The organism is Paenibacillus marchantiae (assembly GCF_028771845.1).
Lineage (GTDB): Bacteria > Bacillota > Bacilli > Paenibacillales > Paenibacillaceae > Paenibacillus > Paenibacillus marchantiae.
In genome coordinates this window covers 5,280,769-5,301,609 of sequence record NZ_CP118270.1, presented here as the reverse complement: position 1 = coordinate 5,301,609, position 20,841 = coordinate 5,280,769, and the positions used below count along the sequence as shown (strand labels likewise).

Annotated in this window: 18 protein-coding genes; 13 read left to right on the top strand and 5 right to left on the bottom strand. The window is 45.7% G+C overall.

All coding sequences use genetic code 11. The features are described 5' to 3' along the window. The first annotated feature begins 39 nt into the window (after window positions 1-39). A complete protein-coding gene (locus PTQ21_RS23720; protein ID WP_072733242.1) occupies window positions 40-1,173 on the top strand; it encodes a serine hydrolase domain-containing protein in 1,134 nt (377 codons plus the stop codon). A 131-nt stretch (window positions 1,174-1,304) separates the two neighbouring features. Here the strand turns inward: PTQ21_RS23720 and PTQ21_RS23715 are convergent, their stop codons facing one another. Next, the gene (locus PTQ21_RS23715; RefSeq protein WP_197521381.1) at window positions 1,305-2,270 is read right to left on the bottom strand and encodes a DMT family transporter; all 966 of its coding nucleotides are present in this window, start codon (window positions 2,268-2,270) and stop codon (window positions 1,305-1,307) included. A 391-nt stretch (window positions 2,271-2,661) separates the two neighbouring features. Next, a complete protein-coding gene (locus PTQ21_RS23710) occupies window positions 2,662-2,973 on the bottom strand; it encodes a YbjQ family protein (RefSeq protein WP_274567381.1) in 312 nt (103 codons plus the stop codon). A 154-nt stretch (window positions 2,974-3,127) separates the two neighbouring features. On the opposite strand from PTQ21_RS23710, the gene PTQ21_RS23705 reads away from it, so the two are divergent. The 3 genes from PTQ21_RS23705 (at window position 3,128) to ppsA (ending at window position 8,589) form a co-directional block, all read left to right on the top strand. Then, window positions 3,128-3,880: a response regulator transcription factor gene (locus PTQ21_RS23705; protein WP_274567379.1), complete on the top strand. Its 753-nt coding sequence runs from the start codon at window positions 3,128-3,130 to the stop codon at window positions 3,878-3,880. After that, on the top strand, window positions 3,877-5,616 hold the full coding sequence (locus PTQ21_RS23700; protein WP_063562756.1) for a HAMP domain-containing sensor histidine kinase: 1,740 nt from the start codon (window positions 3,877-3,879) through the stop codon (window positions 5,614-5,616). The genes PTQ21_RS23705 and PTQ21_RS23700 overlap by 4 nt, the downstream gene beginning before the upstream one ends. 357 nt (window positions 5,617-5,973) lie before the next feature. Beyond that, window positions 5,974-8,589, top strand: a complete 2,616-nt coding sequence (gene ppsA / locus PTQ21_RS23695) for a phosphoenolpyruvate synthase (RefSeq protein WP_274567378.1) — start codon at window positions 5,974-5,976, stop codon at window positions 8,587-8,589. 101 nt (window positions 8,590-8,690) lie between these two features. Here the strand turns inward: ppsA and PTQ21_RS23690 are convergent, their stop codons facing one another. Beyond that, window positions 8,691-9,116, bottom strand: coding sequence for a MaoC family dehydratase (locus PTQ21_RS23690; protein WP_063562754.1), 426 nt, complete (start codon window positions 9,114-9,116; stop codon window positions 8,691-8,693). 211 nt (window positions 9,117-9,327) lie between these two features. Between PTQ21_RS23690 and PTQ21_RS23685 the strand changes: the two genes are divergently transcribed. The 9 genes from PTQ21_RS23685 to PTQ21_RS23645 all read left to right on the top strand — a co-directional run bounded on the left by PTQ21_RS23685 (window position 9,328) and on the right by PTQ21_RS23645 (window position 17,294). After that, window positions 9,328-10,317 (top strand): LacI family DNA-binding transcriptional regulator, encoded by a 990-nt coding sequence (locus tag PTQ21_RS23685; RefSeq protein ID WP_072733238.1) that lies wholly within the window; start codon window positions 9,328-9,330, stop codon window positions 10,315-10,317. Next, on the top strand, window positions 10,310-11,191 hold the full coding sequence (gene rbsK / locus PTQ21_RS23680) for a ribokinase (protein ID WP_072733237.1): 882 nt from the start codon (window positions 10,310-10,312) through the stop codon (window positions 11,189-11,191). The genes PTQ21_RS23685 and rbsK overlap by 8 nt, the downstream gene beginning before the upstream one ends. Next, on the top strand, window positions 11,188-11,589 hold the full coding sequence (gene rbsD, locus PTQ21_RS23675; RefSeq protein WP_072733236.1) for a D-ribose pyranase: 402 nt from the start codon (window positions 11,188-11,190) through the stop codon (window positions 11,587-11,589). Before rbsK ends, rbsD begins: the two co-directional genes overlap by 4 nt. Window positions 11,590-11,604: 15 nt before the next feature. After that, the gene (locus tag PTQ21_RS23670) at window positions 11,605-13,086 is read left to right on the top strand and encodes a sugar ABC transporter ATP-binding protein (protein ID WP_063562750.1); all 1,482 of its coding nucleotides are present in this window, start codon (window positions 11,605-11,607) and stop codon (window positions 13,084-13,086) included. A 1-nt stretch (window position 13,087) separates the two neighbouring features. Continuing rightward, the gene (locus PTQ21_RS23665) at window positions 13,088-14,059 is read left to right on the top strand and encodes an ABC transporter permease subunit (RefSeq protein WP_063562749.1); all 972 of its coding nucleotides are present in this window, start codon (window positions 13,088-13,090) and stop codon (window positions 14,057-14,059) included. 14 nt (window positions 14,060-14,073) lie between these two features. Then, window positions 14,074-15,003, top strand: a complete 930-nt coding sequence (rbsB, locus tag PTQ21_RS23660) for a ribose ABC transporter substrate-binding protein RbsB (protein ID WP_063562748.1) — start codon at window positions 14,074-14,076, stop codon at window positions 15,001-15,003. 186 nt (window positions 15,004-15,189) lie between these two features. Continuing rightward, on the top strand, window positions 15,190-15,555 hold the full coding sequence (locus PTQ21_RS23655) for a hypothetical protein (RefSeq protein WP_274567375.1): 366 nt from the start codon (window positions 15,190-15,192) through the stop codon (window positions 15,553-15,555). A gap of 101 nt (window positions 15,556-15,656) precedes the next feature. Further along, a complete protein-coding gene (locus PTQ21_RS23650; RefSeq protein WP_269056581.1) occupies window positions 15,657-16,229 on the top strand; it encodes a TetR/AcrR family transcriptional regulator in 573 nt (190 codons plus the stop codon). A 309-nt stretch (window positions 16,230-16,538) separates the two neighbouring features. After that, window positions 16,539-17,294, top strand: a complete 756-nt coding sequence (locus PTQ21_RS23645; protein WP_072733233.1) for an SDR family NAD(P)-dependent oxidoreductase — start codon at window positions 16,539-16,541, stop codon at window positions 17,292-17,294. Between the two features lie 95 nt (window positions 17,295-17,389). On the opposite strand, the gene PTQ21_RS23640 is transcribed toward PTQ21_RS23645, so the two are convergent. Both PTQ21_RS23640 and PTQ21_RS23635 read right to left on the bottom strand, forming a co-directional pair. Further along, complete coding sequence (locus PTQ21_RS23640) at window positions 17,390-19,105, bottom strand: extracellular solute-binding protein (RefSeq protein ID WP_274567373.1); 1,716 nt, start codon at window positions 19,103-19,105, stop codon at window positions 17,390-17,392. After that, entirely contained in the window at window positions 19,099-20,832 is a 1,734-nt protein-coding gene (locus PTQ21_RS23635) for a sensor histidine kinase (protein WP_274567372.1), read from the bottom strand. Before PTQ21_RS23635 ends, PTQ21_RS23640 begins: the two co-directional genes overlap by 7 nt. Between the last annotated feature and the right edge of the window lie 9 nt (window positions 20,833-20,841).

The following is a 20,841-nucleotide window of genomic DNA, read 5'->3' as shown; positions in this document are numbered from 1 at the left end:
GTGTATTGATAACGATTCTACATAGAAGGACGGGGAAATATGGACTTTAAACCGCTTGCTTCATTTATTGATCGCATCACATCATGGAGAATTCCGTGGGCAGAGGTCCTTGTGATGCATCAAAATGATACCGTTTTCCGTTACCGGAATGGTTACGCTAATCTGGAGGAGCAAACGCCCATCGGCGATGGGGCGATCTTCAATCTCTACTCCATGACGAAAATTATGACCTGTGTGGCAGCGCTTCAACTTGTAGAGAGAGGGCAATTGCTGCTGAGCGATCCGTTATCTGACTATCTGCCGGAATATGCCGAGATGACGGTGAAGAAAACATTATCGAGCGGCGAGGTCAGATTGGAAAAAGCGACAAAGGCGATTACAGTACGTGACTTGTTTACGATGACTGCCGGGTTCTCCTATGATGTTGGCTCGCCAAGCATTCAGGAAGCTGTGAAGAACACGAACGGAACATTACCGACAAGAGAATTTGCGAAAGCGCTCGCCAAGGAACCACTTCTGTTTGAGCCAGGTACGCATTGGAACTATAGCATGTGTCACGATGTGCTCGGAGCCTTGGTGGAGGTTGTGAGTGGCAGACGCTTTGGTACGTATCTGCAAGAGGAAATTACCGGACCGCTAGGTATGAACGATACGGCATTCGATCTGAACGATGAACAGCAGACCCGTCTGATTCCCCAGTATGCTTACAATGATGAGCTTGAAAAAGCCGTACGCATGGACGGAAACGGATTCCGGGTAGGCACGGATTTGGAGAGCGGCGGTGCCGGGTTGTTGTCCACCGTTAGCGATTATGCACTGTTCCTGAACGCTCTGACTGGACGCGGGACCAGTCCGCAAGGCGTGCGCATTCTGTCACATGCTTCAATTGAGCTGATGCGCACAGACCATCTGAACGATCTGACCCGTGATGATTACTCCTGGGATCATATGGGAGGGTATAGTTATGGACTGGGTGTGCGCACGCATATCTCCAAAGCGGGCAGCGGTTCGTTAAGCCCACTTGGTGAATTTGGATGGAGTGGTGCTGCCGGCTGCATGGCCATCATTGATCCAGATTCTGAACTCACGGTCATGTATGCGCAGCATCTGCTGAACAATCAGGAGCCTTATGTTCATCGCCGCTTGCGTAATGTCGTTTACTCCTGTTTGTAATGCGGGAGTGGAATCTGACGAGGCATTTGCTTAATTCAACGACTTGATGTTGAGTATTCGTACAATTGGAAACAAACAGGGACGCGAGCAATGTCGCGCCCCTGTTATTATTTTTTCCTTTTCTTTTTGAACTAAGGTTCCAGGGTATTTGAGAACTTTCGAGAGGTTACGCGATTAACCATATAAATACCGATGGATACAAAGAGCAATGCAATTAGGTTTTTGAATTCCAAAATCGTTTCTCCCAAAAACAACGCCGATAGCAATGCACCAAAGACAGGGATAAGGAAGTTATACACAGATACTTTCCCCACTTTGTTGTATTTCAGAAGTAGATTCCATAAGCAGAATGCAGCTGATGAAAGTAAAACTAAATAAATCAAGATACCCGTTGATTCGAGTGTAAAATGTGTAACCCGGCCGCCAAGCAGGAGTCCCAGTATGGTGAGTGCCAGTCCGCCGACAAACAAGCTAACTCCAGTAATAACGAGGACGTCGATGGAGCCTGTCAAGTGCTTTGCGTAGATGGCCGTAATGGAAAAAATAAGAGCCGCCATAATAACGAAACCTTCACCTGTGAGAGAGAAGGAGAATTCCAGCAGATTGGAGTGGAAATTCACAATAATTACGCCAATAAATCCTAGCAAACAGCCGACTATTTTATTTTTGCTCAGTTTATCATTTTTATATAAAAAATGAGCTAGAACAACACTGAAAAAGGTCGTTGTCGCATTCATAATCGAACCTTTGACACCTGTCGTATTGGCTACACCCACATAAAAAAACATATACTGCAGACCCGTTTGGAACATGCCAAGCAATATTAAGCTTGAAAATTGTCGTCCAGACAGTTCAAATTTCCGTTTACTAATGACACGAAACAGGAATAGGAGCAGTAATCCTGCTAAAATAAATCGATAACCTGCAAATACAAATTTGGATGGAATATCTTCTGCCAGGATGTCAAAAGCACTATATCCAAGCTTAATAAACGGGTAGGCACTCCCCCATAACAAGCAACATAAACTTGCAACTAGTGTCACAAATAAAGGATCACTAAACTTGTTCGGGTTCTCCAATGCTTTTATTTCATTCACTTTCAATCTTCTCCTCGCATGATATGTAAATGTGTACGGGCTGATCGCACCTCACTGACCATATCACAAACTGCGAGTAGCTGTAACAAAAAAATGAAATCCCGTTTCATAACAAGACTAAGAGATATAATTAACGTTGTGAAAAATGATTGAGGGGACGAGAGTTACCCCTTTGTCTACGATCGCTGAGGATTGACTGAACTGGGTTGACTCGCCATTTAATGATACGGATATCACTTTTTCTGCTGCATGAACGGAGGGAAGCCCTGAGGTAAGTAAACATAAGGACAGAATTGAAGCCGTGATTTTTTTCATTTGCATGTAAGCTCCTTATTGTGAATTGATAAAGCGTGAGGATTATTTTGGGACAGCGCGATAATGCCGTTGAAGTTTAGATAATAACTGCCGTTCCGCTGACTGCGACCACGAGCATACCTTGACGAACAACTTCGTAGTTCAGATCCACACCGATTACGGCATTGGCTCCCATCTGTGCGGCTTGCTCGGTCATTTCTTCAAAGGCAGCATCTCTTGCTTCTCTTAGCTTGTTCTCATAGGTACGAGAACGACCGCCTACAAGATCTCTAAATGAAGCGAGAAAGTCTCTCCCGACATTGGCAGCGATGATGACCTCACCGGTTACAACGCCGATATACTGTCTAACCGGGGAACCTTCAATTACTGCTGTTGTTGTAATAATCAAATGTTTTCCTCCTAAAATAAAATAGATTTGTCGCGAATCAGATTTTTCATTTCCTATGCTAACAGCGTTACTGAAACAGAGCCTAAACGAGTTGCTGAACAATCGTTTAAGTTTGCCCAAGCCGTTTAGGTTCTGTTAATGTGAGTATGCTACTATGAAATGGGTGAAAACGATGACCAATCAAACGGATATTAAAATTGCAATTGTCGACGACGAACCCTCGATTGTCACCATGCTGCAAATGGTGCTTCGCAGGGCTGGGTTTCATCAGCTGTACGATGCTTCCACCTGTGCGGAAGCTCTCGATCTGGTACAGCGCGTTGCCCCGGATATTGTCCTGCTCGATATCACGCTCCCGGACGGGAGTGGTCTGGAGCTTTGTTCCAAGCTCCGTGAATACGGAAATCCGCATATTTTGTTTCTGACGGCTAAGGCATCCGATCTCGATGTGCTGAGAGGATTCGCCATGGGCGGGGACGATTATATTACCAAACCCTTCAATCCTTTGGAGGTAGCTGCAAGAATTCAGGCGCGCATACGCCGTTTGGAGCCTGAAGCTCCAACTGTGAGTCAGGTGAAACGCCCTGAACCAGGGGTTTACCGATTCGGACGCTTCACCGTGAATGAGGCGGAGGGCGAGTTAAGCGTGGAGGGACAGCCTGTCCCTTGTCCTGCACAGGTTTTCCATCTGCTACTGCATTTCTGCAAGTTTCCGGGAGTCGTATTTTCCAAAACACAGCTCTACGATCAGGTGTGGGGGATCAACGGACAGGGAGATGACTCGACGGTAATGGTACATATTCGGCGCATACGAGAGAAGATCGAGATCGATCCAGGAAATCCAAAGCTGCTGCTGACCGTACGCGGGCTCGGCTACAAGCTGTCAAAGGAGTTTCAGGAGCAATGAAGATACAACAGCGCATGACATTTCACTTCACGTATCAATTGATCTTTTATGCCCTGATCATTCTGGCGATTACTCTCATTGCTTGCATTATATTCTTTCAAAACACGACCAATAGTGAGTTGCGCCGGAACTTTCCGGTGGGTGCCTTACAACTGATTGCTCAAGAAGCTTCTTCAAAAGACGGGACCATTCAAATCTCCCCCAAGTGGGATAAGCTCATTGAGGAAAAAGGAATGTGGATGCAGGTTGTAAATGCCGAAGGAGGGGTCATTTACGAAGTAAATACAGATACGCATGATGGGCTGTCGCCATCATACTCAATCGCCCAACTGCTCGATATTCAGGAGACACGGACACTTGGGACGTATGCTGTTCAAACTCATCTGAACTTTGCCTTTAATGTGCCGGTTCTGTATATCCTTGGCTACCAAAGTTCTGACCTTAATCAGCTCAAGGCCTGGTTCGACGAATACGGGCAGCAAGGCATGGTATCTAGCGAAAAGCTTTCCTTTCTGGATCAGCGACTGCGTGAAACCGGTAGTTATCTCCAGGTAATTAATTCCACGGGTCATACCGAACAAGCCATCGGTGATGGAACGTATTTGCAGAAGGGGTACCGTCCACTGGACATTCTGGCAATCCAGCAATCGCCCAGCAACTATGATACCAATATAGTCGCCCATCGGGACCAGCGTAGTGGAATGACCTGGATTCTTTATACGCCCAATCCAGCGGGTGGCCCTTTGAAACATCCAGCGATGGATACGGCAACGCGCAGACTTATGTGGTTTGCAGGTCTAGCTCTTCTCTTGGCAGTACCCTTATCGATTTGGCATGGCTACCGTTACGGTCAGCCGCTGATTTTGTTCGCAGGCTGGTTCGAACGTATGGGGCGGGGGCAGTACGATCAGGTACTTACCGCCAAGGACAAACGCAAGATATTCCGCTCCAATGGCACGATGCGAAACCGATACAGGCTCTATAAGGAAGTCATTGAATCCTTCTACCAAATGGCTGATCAATTGGCCCAAACCGAGAAGGAGCGCGAGCGGCTGGAGAAAGATCAAAGAGAATGGATGTCAGGAATTTCACATGATCTGCGCACACCTCTGTCCACCATTCAAGGGTATGGATATATGCTGGAGAGTTTACCGGAACAATGGAGCCGAGAAGAGATGCGTACCATGGGGGCGACGATCCGGGAAAAAGGGGATTATATGCTTGAGCTGATCTCTGACTTTTCCATGATTCATCAGCTTAAGCAGGGCGATTCGATTATGGAGATTCGGAAAATCGATTTGGTTGAACTGGTGCGCTGCTCCGTGCTGAAGTATGTCAATGACGCTACGCTGTCTGAATACCAGTTTCACTATGTTGGGGAGGAGCGTCCCTTGTGGGTACAGGCTGATGAAACCTGGCTGCTGCGGTTAATGGATAACTTGCTGTCCAACGCCGTGAAGCATAACCCGCCAGGCGTTAACGTCACCGTCTCCATCGGCAGAATGAACAATAAGGCATGTATACGCGTATTTGATAATGGGAAAGGGATGGATGAGGAAACGCTGCAGCATTTGTTCAATCGTTATTATCGGGGAACAAATACAGAGGAATCGACGGCAGGTTCTGGACTAGGGATGAGTATCGCCAAAACGATCGTGGAAGCACACGGCGGAGAAATTCATGTACAATCCAAAGTGCGGCAAGGTACGAAAATTGAGATCTTGTTACCCTGTTGAAATGTTTACTGTCTTAAAAAGGCGATTACTGAAAAAAAGCAGCCCAACCTCATTTGAGGGCAGGTTGCTTTTTCTGTTGGCTTCAACATCTGTGGTACATAACATGTTCACGACAGTGATCTGGTTGAGGAGAGCCATGTTTCTATAGGGATTAATATTATTTGAATCAAAAAAGAACCTGGGTAATTATCCCAAGTTCTTCGATATTGTATATAAACAAACACAATGATATAATCAGATTACATTTCTTTTGACATCGAAGACATAAATATCTTATCTTATATTTAAATCTTATCATGGCGGTAAACTCTTTGTCAAATGTTTTTTTCTCAATTTATTGGTTAGGGGAGATTCGGAATGAGTTCTTTGGTTATCGGGTTTCAGGAAATGGAAAAATTGCAGCTTGCACTCGTTGGTGGAAAAGGATTAAATCTAGCGAAGTTATCAAAGATTGAAGGAATTTACGTCCCTGAAGGATTTTGTGTTACAACCGTTGGATATCAGAAAGCCATTGAACAAAATGAAATGTATCATGCTTTACTGGATCAATTAACCTTGTTGAAAGTAGAAGAACGAGAGCAAATTGGTGAAATCAGCAGGAAGATCAGGGAACTTATTCTGGGCGTAGACATTCCAGTCGATGTTGAAAAAGAAGTTGCTCATTTTCTCTCCACATTTGGAGAGGGCCATGCGTATGCAGTGCGTTCCAGTGCGACCGCTGAAGATTTACCACATGCCTCTTTTGCGGGTCAACAAGACACCTACTTAAATATCATTGGGAAAGAATCAATTATGCATCATATCAGCAAATGTTGGGCTTCCCTGTTTACCGATCGCGCGGTAATTTACCGTATGCAAAATGGATTTGACCATGGTCAGGTTTATTTGTCCGTTATCATTCAAAAGATGGTATTCCCAACGGCTTCAGGGATTTTATTTACGGCTGATCCGATCACATCCAACCGGAAATTGCTTTCCATCGACGCCAGCTTTGGACTTGGTGAGGCGCTGGTGTCCGGCTTGGTATCTGCTGATTGTTATAAAGTACGGGAAGGTGAAATTGTCGATAAGAGGATAGCCGTCAAAACGTTGGGTATCTATGGACGGAAAGAAGGTGGAACGTATACACATCAGATCGATCCCGTGCTGCAAAAGACGCAAACACTTACCGATCAACAAATTTTAGAACTGGCACGCATAGGAAGACAGATCGAAGCTCATTTTGGTTTCCCGCAAGATATTGAATGGTGTTTGGCGGATGATATGTTTTATATTGTCCAAAGTCGGCCAATCACAACGTTATACCCGATCCCTGAAGCGAGTGACCAAGAAAATCATGTGTACCTATCTGTGGGTCATCAACAAATGATGACTGATCCCATGAAACCGCTGGGCTTATCTTTCTTTCTTTTAACGACTCCGGCACCCATGCGTATAGCTGGTGGAAGATTGTTTGTTGATATTACGCCTAGGCTAGCTTCGCCTGTCATGAGAGAAAACTTCATAAATACCATGGGACAATCCGATCCGCTCCTTAAGGACGCACTTACAACTGTAATAGAGCGCGGGAATTTCATAAAATCGTTACCTGTTGATCATCCAGCACCAACTCCGCGTAATCACCATAAACAGAGCGTATCTGATGGTTTTCAAGCACATATTGAAAATGAATCGACTATCGTCTCTGATTTGATTAAGAGCAATCAAGCCTCAGTAGAAGAGCTAAAACGTAACATCCAAAACAAGTCTGGATTGGATTTGTTTGATTTTATCCTTGAAGATCTGAAAGAATTGAAGAGATTTCTATCTGACCCACGAAGTTCAAATGTATTTATGACTGCCATGAATGCTTCAGCATGGATCAATGAAAACATGAAAGAGTGGTTGGGTGAGAAAAATGCAGCAGATACGCTGTCTCAATCTGTACCTAACAATATCACTTCGGAAATGGGTCTGGCATTACTGGATGTTGCAGATGTGATTCGTCCGTATCCTGAAGTCATTGCTTATTTACAGCAAGTGAAAGAGGATGACTTTATGGATGAACTGGTTAAGGTTGAGGGTGGACAGGAAACAAGGGAAGCGATCCAGGATTATCTGGACAAATACGGAATGCGATGTGCCGGAGAAATCGATCTGACCAGAACCCGTTGGATTGAAAAACCCATTACACTTGTACCGTTGATTCTGGGTAACATCAGAAACTTTAAGCCTAATGCAAGCAAACGAAAATTTGAGCAGGGACGACAGGAAGCATTGAAGAAAGAACAGGAAATATTGGATCGATTGAAGCTATTGCCTGATGGTGAACAAAAAGCCAAGGAAACGAAACGAATGATTGACCTAGTTCGCAACTTCATCGGTTATCGGGAATATCCCAAATACGGCATGATCAATCGTTACTTCGTATATAAAAAGGCTTTATTGAAAGAAGCCGAACGACTTGCACAAGCCGGTGTTATTGCCGAAAAAGAGGATATATACCTTCTCACTTTTGAAGAACTTCGTGAAGTTGTACGCACCAATAAACTGGATGAGAAGATCATTACCCAACGGAAAGACGATTATAAAATCTATGAAAAGCTAACTCCACCTCGCGTGCTCACGTCTGATGGTGAAATCATTACAGGTCAGTATAAACGTGAAAATATGCCAGCCGAAGCCATTGTCGGCCTGCCTGTTTCTTCCGGAGTGATAGAGGGCCGTGCACGTGTCATCTTCAATATTGAAGATGCTGATCTGGAAGATGGAGATATACTAGTGACTCCCTATACTGATCCGAGCTGGACACCATTATTTGTTTCTATAAAAGGCCTAGTTACCGAAGTGGGTGGACTGATGACCCATGGAGCTGTGATTGCGCGTGAATATGGCTTGCCAGCCATTGTCGGAGTGGAGAAGGCAACTCATCGAATAAAAGATGGGCAGCGAATTCGGGTACATGGAACAGAAGGATATATCGAAATATTGTAAATGATACACGAATTGAGATTGTACAGCAGTGATCGCGCATCAGACCTGATGTGCGATCGTTTTTGTTTTCAAAGTCAACAACGGAAACGAATTGTACAAATTCAGTTGCTAATCAGAGCACTTAATTCTGCCTGAAAAACCTTCTCATTATTTTGATTAAAAGTAGTGAGCAGCACGGTAACAATTCCACCCCTGCTTCTTCTTGGAGCCAATTCAATCACTTCGGATAGAACATTGATTTCATCATCTGGAAACACAGGTTTGATAAACTTTATGTTATTCATGCCGGTTCCTGCGATAACATCTTCTCCATATATCCCGAGTTCCACCCAAAGTTTGAAGGACGTGCTCATCGTCTGCATACCCGAAGCAATGAGGCTGCCGAAGCGTCCTTCTTTGGCTTTTGCCTCATCTATATGCATATATTGAGGGTCATATATTTTTGCAAAATCAATAATATCTTTCTTTGACAATTGAATAGACTCTGTTCTATAGGTCTCGCCTATAACATACTCGTTAAATTTCAATGATGTACACCTCCAATATCTACTCTAATGGATAAGTTGAATTCAAGGCAAGTAGTCATTTTATGAAGATGCTAGGGCATAATAAAGCAAGTGTAATCAGGTCTCTTTCTGGTGACTTGGATAAATTTCCAGTAACAAAAGGATTGTCAAACTTAATAAAATATGATATTTTCATATCTGTAACCGGTTACACACATAGGAGTGAACGTTCATGACAACAATAAAAGATGTAGCTAAATTCGCTGGCGTTTCAGTTGCCACTGTATCAAGGGTCATTAATGAAAGAGGTTATGTTCATGCGGACACTCGTAAGAAAGTGGAGGAGGCGGTCAAGCAGCTTAACTTCTCTCCCAATGAGGTGGCCCGCTCTTTATACAAGCGTAAGTCCAAATTGATTGGCCTGCTGTTACCCGATATTGCAAACCCTTACTTTCCGCAGCTTGCACGCGGCGTAGAGGACCGGATGCAGGAGCAGGATTTCAGATTGATTTTCGGAAATAGTGATGAGGATGAACAGAAGGAAAAGGATTACATCCAGACTTTTATCCAGAATAATGTAGTCGGCGTAATCTCTTCAACGAATTACCCTCATTCTTCAATATATGAGAACTTGAAAATTCCCGTGGTGTTTCTTGACAGAACACCTCTGGACAGTCCCTCCGTATTTGCGGATGGCAGAGAGGGTGGACGTCTGGCTGCACGGGAGATCATCAAGCGTGGAAGTCGCCGAATTACGGTTATGCAGGGGCCGGCACATATCAAACCTGCACAGGATCGTTTTGAAGGCGCAATCGAGAGCATACGTCAAGCTGGTCTGGATTACCGCGTAATCCAAACGACATCCTTTTCCTTTAACGATGTTGGCTTATGGGCGGATGAGCTTTTTAGCAAGTACGGCGATACAGACGGAGTCATTGCAAGTAATGACATCGCAGCTATGGCGGTACTGCACGAGGCATTGCGAATCGGTAAAAAAGTTCCGGAGGATATGCAAATTATCGGCTTCGACGATATCCCGATGAGCAGCCTGCTATCACCAGCATTGTCGACCATTCGCCAACCGGCCTATGAGATGGGAAGGGAAGCAGCCGGTTTGCTTATCAAACTGGTGGAACAAGCTCCAATCGAAAACAAACACATACAGCTCCCGGTCAGTTTCATTGAACGGGGCACAACAAGAAAGGTGAATTCAGATGGCTAAAATATGCGTAATTGGCAGCAGCTCCATGGATTTAGTTGTTACTTCTGCAAGGCGGCCGGGGGCGGGTGAAACCGTCCTTGGCGACAGCTTCAAAACAGTTCCTGGCGGCAAAGGAGCAAATCAGGCAGTTGCTGCCGCAAGGCTGGGGGCCGATGTTTCCATGATCGGCCGGGTGGGTGATGATGCTTTTGGTACAGCCATTTTAAATAATTTCAAAGCAAATGGTGTAAATACGCAGAATGTGAAACCGGTTACACATATGGAGAGCGGTACGGCTCATATCGTGCTGGCTGAAGGTGATAATAGTATTGTGGTTGTTGAAGCGGCAAATCGAGAAGTTACACCGGCTTATGTCGATGAAGCGGCAGAAGTGATCCAACGTGCAGATATTGTACTGATTCAGCAGGAAATTCCGGAGGAAACCGTTGTTCGTGTCAGCGAGATTTGCGCCCAAAGCGGAACGCCCCTGTTGTTGAATCCTGCACCTGCAAGGAAAGTACCGGATGAGGTCATTGACAAAGCTGCTTATATCACGCCGAACGAGCATGAGGCCGAGATATTGTTTCAGGGCATGACTCCGGCAGAAGCGCTGCGCAAATATCCAAACAAATTGTTTATTACGGAGGGCAGCAACGGAGTTCGATATTTTGACGGCGAACAGGAAATCGTTGTACCTACTTATAAGGTGGAACCAGTGGATACAACCGGAGCGGGTGATACGTTTAACGCCGCATTTGCGGTGGCTTTGGCTGAAGGCAAACCGCTACAAGACAGCATTAGATTCGCCAACCGGGCTGCATCGCTATCCGTGACCAAGTTTGGGGCACAAGGAGGCATGCCGACACGGGGTGAAGTGGAGGAAAGCCTGAAATGAAGAAGCTGGGAATATTGAACAGTCACATTTCGAAGGTGTTGTCTGATTTGGGTCACACGGACATGATTGTCATCGCGGATGCTGGCCTTCCGGTTCCAGAAGGGGTCCCCAAAATCGATTTGTCCTTGAAACTGGGAACACCGAGTTTTCAAGAGATCGTGGAGCTTATTGCGGACGATATGGTCGTTGAGAAAGTGATTTTGGCAACAGAAATCAAGGCAGGGAATCCAGAAGCTATGCAGTTTATTACCGAGAAATTTGGCGATGAAGCCATTGACGTTTCCATTAATCATGAACAATTCAAGGCGTTGACCCGGAATGCCAAAGTGGTCATTCGTACGGGCGAAGCTACGCCGTATGCCAATTGCATTTTACAATCGGGCGTCATTTTCGGTTAAAAGGGGGACGGTATCATGCATATTCAGATGCAAGACATATATAAAGCTTTTGGCACCAACCAAGTGCTAAGCGGGGTGGATTTCGAACTAAAGGAAGGCGAGGTTCATGCCCTGATGGGAGAGAACGGGGCTGGAAAATCCACGCTAATGAACATTTTGATCGGTCTTCATGGGCGGGATCAGGGAACCATCTCCATTGACGGCAAAGAAACCTATTTTGCCAATCCGAAGGAAGCTGAGAAGATGGGGCTTGCTTTTATCCACCAAGAGTTAAACGTTTGGCCGGAAATGACGGTGCTTGATAATCTCTTCATAGGTAAGGAAATAACTTCGTCTTTTGGATTGCTGAATTCAAGACAAATGAAAGCGCTTGCCACTAAGCAGTTTGCCAAGCTTTCCGTACAGATTCCGCTGGATCGTCCTGCCGGGGAATGTTCTGTCGGTCAGCAGCAAATGATTGAAATTGCCAAAGCACTGATGACCGACGCCAAAGTAATCATCATGGATGAGCCCACGGCGGCGCTTACGGAGCGGGAGATTCAGAAGTTGTTCGGCGTAATCACTTCGCTTAAGGAAAATGGCGTTTCCATCGTATATATCTCGCACCGGATGGAGGAGATTTTCACCATTTGCGACCGGATTACGATCATGCGTGACGGTAAAACGGTAGATACCAAGGCGATCCCGGAGACCAGTTTTGACGAAGTTGTGCGGAAGATGGTCGGACGGGAACTTACGGAACGATATCCGGCACGCAATCCTTCGTATGGTGAAGTGGTCCTGGAAGTAAGGAACGCAAGCAGCAAAGGATTGTTCCAAAATATCAACTTTACGGTGAGAGCAGGCGAGATCCTCGGGTTCTCCGGGCTGATGGGTTCGGGACGGACAGAGATCATGCGGTCGATTTTCGGTTTGGAGCCTCTGGACGGTGGCGAAATTATGATTCGAGGCAAAAAGGCTCATATTCGGAAGCCTGCCGACGCGGTTAAACATGGAATTGGATTTATTACCGAAGACCGGAAGGATGAAGGTTTGGTATTAGATTTCTCCATTCGTGAGAATATGGCCTTACCTAATCTGTTCAGCTTCTCAAGTAAGGGGTTCATCTCGACCCAGAAAGAACAGGAATTCGTCGATACGCTCATCAAACGTTTGCAAATTAAGACACAATCATCCGAAACAGCGGTACGAAACCTGTCAGGGGGCAACCAACAGAAGGTGGTTATCGCCAAATGGGTCGGCATTGGCCCAAGTGTGCTCATCCTGGATGAGCCGACACGCGGTGTGGATGTTGGAGCCAAGCGAGAGATTTATCAGTTGATGAACGAGCTGACTGACCGCGGAGTTGCCATCATTATGGTATCTTCCGAACTGCCTGAAGTGCTTGGCATGAGCGATCGAATCGCGGTTGTGCATGAGGGACGCATTAGTGGTGAACTGGCAAAAGAAGAGGCAACACAGGAAAACATTATGACATTGGCTACAGGGGGACAATGATATGACAACTTTGCAGGAAAACCAACCCGCCAAAAGCGGTTTCCGCTTGACGAATCTAACACAGAAATTAGGTCCGTTGCTTGGACTGATCATTCTGATTATCATCGTATCGGTATTAAATCCAAGCTTTTTGGAACCGCTTAACATATTAAATCTATTGCGTCAGGTTTCGATTAACGCGCTGATTGCCTTTGGCATGACATTTGTCATTCTGACAGGCGGCATCGACTTGTCGGTGGGCTCCATTCTGGCTTTATCTAGCGCCTTTGTAGCCAATATGATGCTATCTGGCCTGGATCCGATTCTGTCGATCATTATCGGGGTTGCGCTCGGCGGTGTCATGGGTATGGTGAACGGACTCATGATAACAAAAGGCAAGATGGCTCCATTTATTGCTACATTGGCGACGATGACGGTGTTCCGTGGATTGACGCTGGTATATACGAACGGTAATCCGATTACCGGATTGGGCGATAGCCTGCTGTTCCAACTGTTCGGTCGTGGTTATATGCTAGGCATACCGGTTCCAGCAATCACAATGCTCATTACTTTCGTAATTCTGTGGACGATTTTGCACAAAACTTCTTTCGGCCGTAAAACGTACGCGCTTGGTGGCAATGAGAAAGCGTCTATTATCTCAGGTATTAAAGTGCATCGTGTGAAAATCATGATTTACTCCCTGGTAGGTATGCTGTCAGCGCTGGCAGGCGCGATCCTGACTTCCCGTCTGAATTCTGCGCAGCCAACGGCAGGTACTTCATATGAACTGGACGCCATTGCAGCTGTTGTTCTGGGTGGAACAAGCCTATCAGGTGGTAGAGGACGGATCGTCGGTACATTGATTGGGGTCCTGATTATCGGCGTGTTGAACAATGGTTTGAACCTGCTCGGAGTGAACTCGTTTTATCAAATGGTTGTAAAAGGTGTCGTTATTGCCATCGCTGTCCTGCTGGACCGCAAGAAAACGGCTTAAGGAGAGAAGCGAATATGAAAAAACTAACCATATTGCTTGTAAGCGTAATGATGATCGTTCTTGCAGGATGCTCTTTGGAGCCTCCGGGTTGGGCTAAGCCCGACTCTGCCGGAAGCAATGGACAGAAAAAAATCGGCCTGTCAGTTTCTACGTTGAATAATCCCTTCTTTGTTTCCCTCAAGGACGGAGTCGTTGCAGAAGCCAAAAAACAAGGAATTCAGGTCATCGTGGTTGATGCTCAAAATGATTCAGCCAAACAAACCAATGATGTGGACGACCTGATTCAACAGGGCGTGGATGCTCTGCTGATTAACCCTGCGGATTCGGCGGCAATCTCAACGGCTGTTCAATCGGCCAATAGCGTGGGTATTCCAGTAATTACATTGGACCGTTCCGCAGACAAAGGCGACGTGGCAGCATTGGTCGCATCCGATAACGTCAAAGGTGGACAAATGGCGGCGGAATATTTCGTAAAACAGCTTGGCGAGGGAGCAAAAGTGATTGAACTTGAGGGTGTACCCGGAGCTTCCGCAACAAGAGAGCGGGGGAAAGGTTTCCACGAGATTGCTGACCAAAAACTTAATGTGGTTGCGAAGCAATCTGCCGATTTTGATCGCTCCAAAGGTTTGAATGTAATGGAGAATCTGCTGCAGGGCAATCCTGACGTGCAGGCTGTATTTGCCCATAATGACGAGATGGCATTGGGGGCGATCGAAGCGATCCAAAGTTCTGGTAAAGACATTCCCGTGATTGGATTTGACGGCAATGATGATGCGATCAAATCCATTAAGGACGGAAAGTTGACAGCAACAGTAGCTCAGCAGCCAGTACTGATTGGCCAGCTGGCGGTGCAAGCTGCTCTGGATGTACTGGGCGGCAAGCAGGTAGAAAAATCAATCCCTGCTGAATTGAAGCTGTTGACCAAGGAAAACGCAAACGATTAATTCAACAAGTACGTCCCGTTCTGGACAAAATGTCTAGGGCGGGATTTTTAATTTATCCATCTGCTACGGTGAAAAAGACAGTTAACATTGAAACCTGCGGTAGTTTTTGCCCGTTATATTATTGATCGCACCTCGCGGGAAATGTAAATTAGTTGTATGCATGAGAAAAGGAGAGGTTAGCACTACATGGAAAATGTATCAGAGGAAGAACAATTGCTATCCATTCAAGCTTTCCAATCGACCATACGCAAATCCGAAAACGCCTTGACTAATTTGACTCAGAAAGGGAATAACACTACTTTATTAAAGAAACGACTTAACGCCTTATACGTCGGTTTGGCTATGCTGGAAATGGCCTGGAATCAAAAAGCTCATCAGTACACCAACGAAGAGTTAGCAGGAGCTCGAAATGTTCTGATTGGATTATTCCCATCACTTGAGAACAGTTATAATAAGTCCAAAGCGGGCAGCCCTCAAAAGACGCTTTTAAGAAGAAGAATCAAGGCATTCGAATTAGCTGTTCAAGCCATGGATGATTATGCAAATAAATAAATCTTCTTTTGCGCATGTCATCCCTGTAATCTATGCACTTGTTCATTTTCAGTTTGCCGATGGTTCACTTCAATGTATAATGATTATTCGAGGTGATGAGGATGGCAAGATCCAAAGAATTTGAAGTTAATGAAGTATTAGATAAAGCCATACAATTGTTCTGGTCCCAAGGATATGAGAAAACTTCAATGCAGGATTTGGTTGGATTTATGGGCATTCACCGCAGAAGTATCTATGATACATTTGGGGATAAGCATGCTCTCTTTATGAAAGCTCTTGAACGATATGAAACGAAGCAGACCAACAAAATGAGCTTTCTGATTGATACACAAAAACCAATCAAAGAGATCATTCGAGCATTGTTTGAGTCAACAATAAGAAATGAAGGACAACCTTTAGGGTGTTTTCTTGTAAACTCAGGCGTAGAACTGGGCGTATTGGATCCTGAAGTTGCATCTTTGGTTAATGAGAGTTACTTGCGAACAGAGGAATTCTTGAGAAACCTTGTTCTGGAAGGCCAGCAAAAGGGTGAAATCAAGGCTGACATTGATCCTGTAGTTATTTCTCATTATTTGATGAATGCATGGGTGGGCATACGTACGTTGGTTAAGACCACTACGGATCAGCAAAAATTAACAAATATTATGGATATGACATTATCCGTTTTAGATTGAAAGTGGAGTTACACCTTGGATGGCAAAGAGGGAGTTGTCTCCACAAAGGCTGATTTGTTTTAGTGATACAGGTTCTTATTCTGTTAACGTTATAAAGAACTTGTATCGCATGTCTGGCAAAACTCAGTAGTTCCATGTTCAAACATCATTATATAGTAGTCAGAAAATAATTCTTTACTGTTCGTTCTAGAAATGATATTCTAAATAGCAAGTTAGATCTAACTTTTTTTGCAATATCAAGAACGATCGTTCTAAAATTATTTTGAAAGCTTATCTATATAAAATACATGTTGATAAGGAGAAAATAGGATGAAATATACTGTTATTACGGGTGCAAGTTCAGGGATTGGATATGAGACAGCATTGGCATTTGCTGCACGTGGCAAAAACTTAATCCTGGTCGCTAGAAGAGTGGACAAATTAGAAGAACTCAAATCAGCAATTCAGAATATTGATGCTACAGTAGATGTTATTGTTCATACAAGTGATCTTTCGGATACAAGACAGGCATACACACTTTATAACACGTTGAAGAAATACCAAATTGAGACTTGGATTAACAATGCGGGGCTCGGTGAAGGTTCTTTTGTAGCAGAACAGAATTTGGAGAAAGTTGAAACGATGCTGCGTGTGAACATTGAGTCCCTAACGATCCTTTCCACACTGTATGTGCGAGATTACGCAGATGTAGAGGGAACTCAGTTAATTAACGTTGCATCCGCACTTGGATATGCCATCGCTGTTGGGAGTGTTGCGTATTCGGCATCGAAATATTACGTGAGTGCCTTCACAGAAGGGCTTGCCAAAGAACTTGAAATAAAAGGGGCAAAATTAAAAGCAAAAGTACTGGCTCCAGCAATTACGGAAACGGAATTCGTGAAGAAATCATTAGACACAGAAGAATTTGATTACAAAGCAAACATGTCTAAATACCACACTGCCAAAGAAATGGCAGGCTTCATGTTAGATCTATATGATAACAACGAAGTCGTAGGGATTGTAGACCTGAACTACAATTTCAATCTGAGAAGCCCAATCTATCCCATCATTTCAGAGCTGCATTAATTTAATATTTCATCAAACATGGCGTACAACTTACATTGTGCGCCATGTTTTTATCTGATCCTTTCAATTTTTAGATAACCCACAGAAAACAACGATTATTGATTGATTTTTTCCAGCGATTTGTACCAGTTGTTCACCTCTTCAGTGATCTTATCGCCACCTAGCTTGTGCCATCTAGCGACGACGAGATCGAAGCTTGACAACGGCTCCTGCCCGTATACGATTTTGAGCATCGCGTCATGCAGTAACTCGTCAAGGGCGTCACCGATCTTTTCCATCGTAGGCGTAGGTGCACCTGTGAAGGCATCTGTCTTGTAGACGGAGGGATTGCTTTCAACGATTTGCCAGCCCTTCAGCTCTTGAGGTGTACGGAGCAGCTTGTTTTTGATGTCATATGAGGTCTGATCGGATACACCGCTGTTGATGCGAGCAATCGATTCACTGAGCAGGTTAGGGACAGAGGGGAGAGACAGGCTTAAGAGATACTTCTGGGGGTCTGCAAAACCGCCCGGAACCTGGCTTTCCAGAAATGTCACCTTGCCATCCTCATAGCCGTAGTCGTAGCCTTCAGCGATACCCCAGCGATACGGTGAGCCAGCAGGAGGATCAATGAAGTTGTCATAAACAAAGTTCATATAGTTGAAAAAAATCTCAGGATTCGCCATATCTGCATTGATAGCAATTGCGCCATACTCTGGCGGCGTGCCACGCGTACCGGATAAACCGCTCGGTCCGACGGGGATCGGGTATGCCTCGAACCGGGCGTCCGGTACGTTCGCAGTTACGTTCCCTAGCGGCCATCCGGCCGCCCACAGCGGCGCCACAATCATGCCTGTCTTGCCAAGCTTCCATGATTCCGTCGCTTGGACCTCATCGAGAATCTCAGCATCCTTTGGTATGTAGCCTCGCTCCATCCAGCGTTTTAACGTCGTTAGACCTTGCCGAACACTTGGTTGGACCGAACCGTAAGACAGCATCCCGTCCGGGTCTGTGCTCCAGATATCCGGCATCTCCCCATAAGCCCCAAATACAAATCCCGCATCCGACATCCAGGTGAAAAACGAATTTTTCAAGCTGATGCTAAGTCCATAGGTGTCGTCTTTACCATTGCCGTCCGGGTCTAGATGAACGAACGCATCCATGACGGACTCCATCTCTTCGAGGGTGGTGGGCGCCTTCAGACCAAGCTTATCAAGCCAATCCTGACGAATGTACAATACCTCGTTCGAATTCATCTTGCCGTCGAGGATTGGTATCGCCATTTTTTTGCCGTTGATCATGTACCGCTCCCACGACTCGGGTGCCTGCGCCATGGCTGCCTTCCACGTGGGTGAGGCATACTGCTCGAACAACTCTCCTACGTCCCTGAAGGCACCGGAGCGCAGCAGCGGATACATATTTTGTCCACCCTTGAATGTGACGATGTCGGGAAGGGACTGACCGGTCGCGATCAAGGTGTTCAGTTTATTGATGTAGACATCCTCATCACCAGTCGTCGTCCAGAGGTAATTGACCTTGATGCCAAGCTTGTCCTCAAACAGTCGGCTCAGTACGTTGTTTTGCAGATCCTCACCGTTTTTGAACTCGATGTCCGGGTACAGATGCCCAACGGTCGTCAAGACGACGGGAGACTCATATTTTCCACCGATGAACGAAGGGGCAGGCCTGACAGAAGTGTTTTCTTTCTTCAGTAGTTGGGAGGGTGTCGTTGGATCTTCCCAAAAGATAAACGAGAAAATCATAACGACTAGAAACAAGATGATCGCGAGGCCAAACAGACCTGTCTGCCTCAACCATTTCCAGATTAACATATCTCTGTTACCTCCTGTTCACGGACCACTTTCCAGCGCAGCGTCACCTGAAGTCCACCCAGTTCTCCATTAGCCAGCTCCATATCGGCCTCTGAGCCGAGCATCGCTCTCATCCGCTCATATACATTGTGAAGCGCCCACGCAGTATTGGCGTCCGCGCCGTAGTAGATTGCATTACGAAGCGTGTCGAGTCGACCGGGCTCGACACCACAGCCGTTATCCGCCACAATAAGCTCACAATATTCACCGTTGGAATAGCCACGAATTCGGATGTCACCAACCATGCGCAGCGCCTCAATGCCGTGCAGAATGGCATTTTCCGCGAGCGGTTGTAGAAGCAGTCGCGGCACCTGTATATCGAGGAGCTGCTCTTCGACATCAATGGTGAAAACGAAGCGGTCCATCTGAAGGCTCTGGATCGTCAGGTATAACCGGACGAGCTCAAGCTCATCCCGCACCGTTGTATACGTGTTCTCGAACTTGATCGTTTGCCGGAAATAACGGCTTAAGCTTATAGACATGTCAATGACGGCCTGCTTCTCATCAAGCTCGGTCATACTCTTGATAAATGCAAGCGAGTTGTACAGGAAGTGCGGCTGGATCTGGGATTGGAGCTGCCGAAGCTTTGCTTCTTTGGAGCGTATCTGTTCTATGTAAACCCTTTCAATTAATTCTTTGATCTCTTTGGACATTTCGTTGAAGCGCTCAAACAAATACATGAATTCGTCATTGCTCTCTTGGTGGAGCTTGATGGAATATTGACCGGATGTGATTTTCCTCACGCCCCAGAGCAGTTTACGTATCGGAATCTGCACGTCCCGGTATAACAGCAGGGCGAGCAGGATACTGAACAGAAGTAGGAAAACGCTAGAGAAGTAGTAGAGACGCTGGTTGGCATAGATCGGATTGAGCACCTCACTGATCGGGGTATAGTCGGCGATGTACCAATCTTTAAAGTTACTCAGAGCAGTGAAATTAACGAGGTATTGCTCACCGTTCAGTTTAATAAGTCGGTTACCACTCAGTTCTTTACCAACTTCAAGTCGGCTTGTCAATTCACGGATGAAAGGAAGCTTCCCTGTGTCGCTTGCAAGCACATCCCCGGCCGTAGACAACAAGATTGTGCTGTTGTCGTTCGTTCCCTTGGCGCGGTCCAAGTAGGCGAGTACATTTTTGGTGTCGATCTTGGCCCTGACGACATAAGACACTTCCTCCGGATCAAAGCGGAAGGTGTACGGATGCGCCAAATAATACGTCAAATACGTGCCATCGCCCGTCTGCTCATACTGCCAGAACGGACGGAAGTGCGTCTCCAGGTACAGTTCGCTTAACTTTGACGAAGAGGACGTGGAGGAGAAAGATGAACTATCCTCATCGTAAATCACCATAAATTCGGCGTTCCAGTTGTTCAGGGCATGCAACAGGTTCAACTTGTCCGATACCCGCAGTTTCAACTTGTTCAGCTCAAAATCTCCTTCCAGAAAGGAAGGAGTCGCAAGCAATCGCACATCTTTGTCGAGTACGAGAAAATCGCTAAAGGACGATACTTTGGACAGATTGTTGTCGATGTCTCCGGCCAGGAAAGTAAGCTCATTCAATTTCACTCTTTGAATTTCCTGCTTGATGAGCCGCACGCTGGAGCGATTGGTCAGGTAGTACAGAAGCAGGGTAGAGACGAGCAGTAGAAAGATGACAAGTACAATTTTTGTGAAAATGGTTAGTTTCATTATAATGTC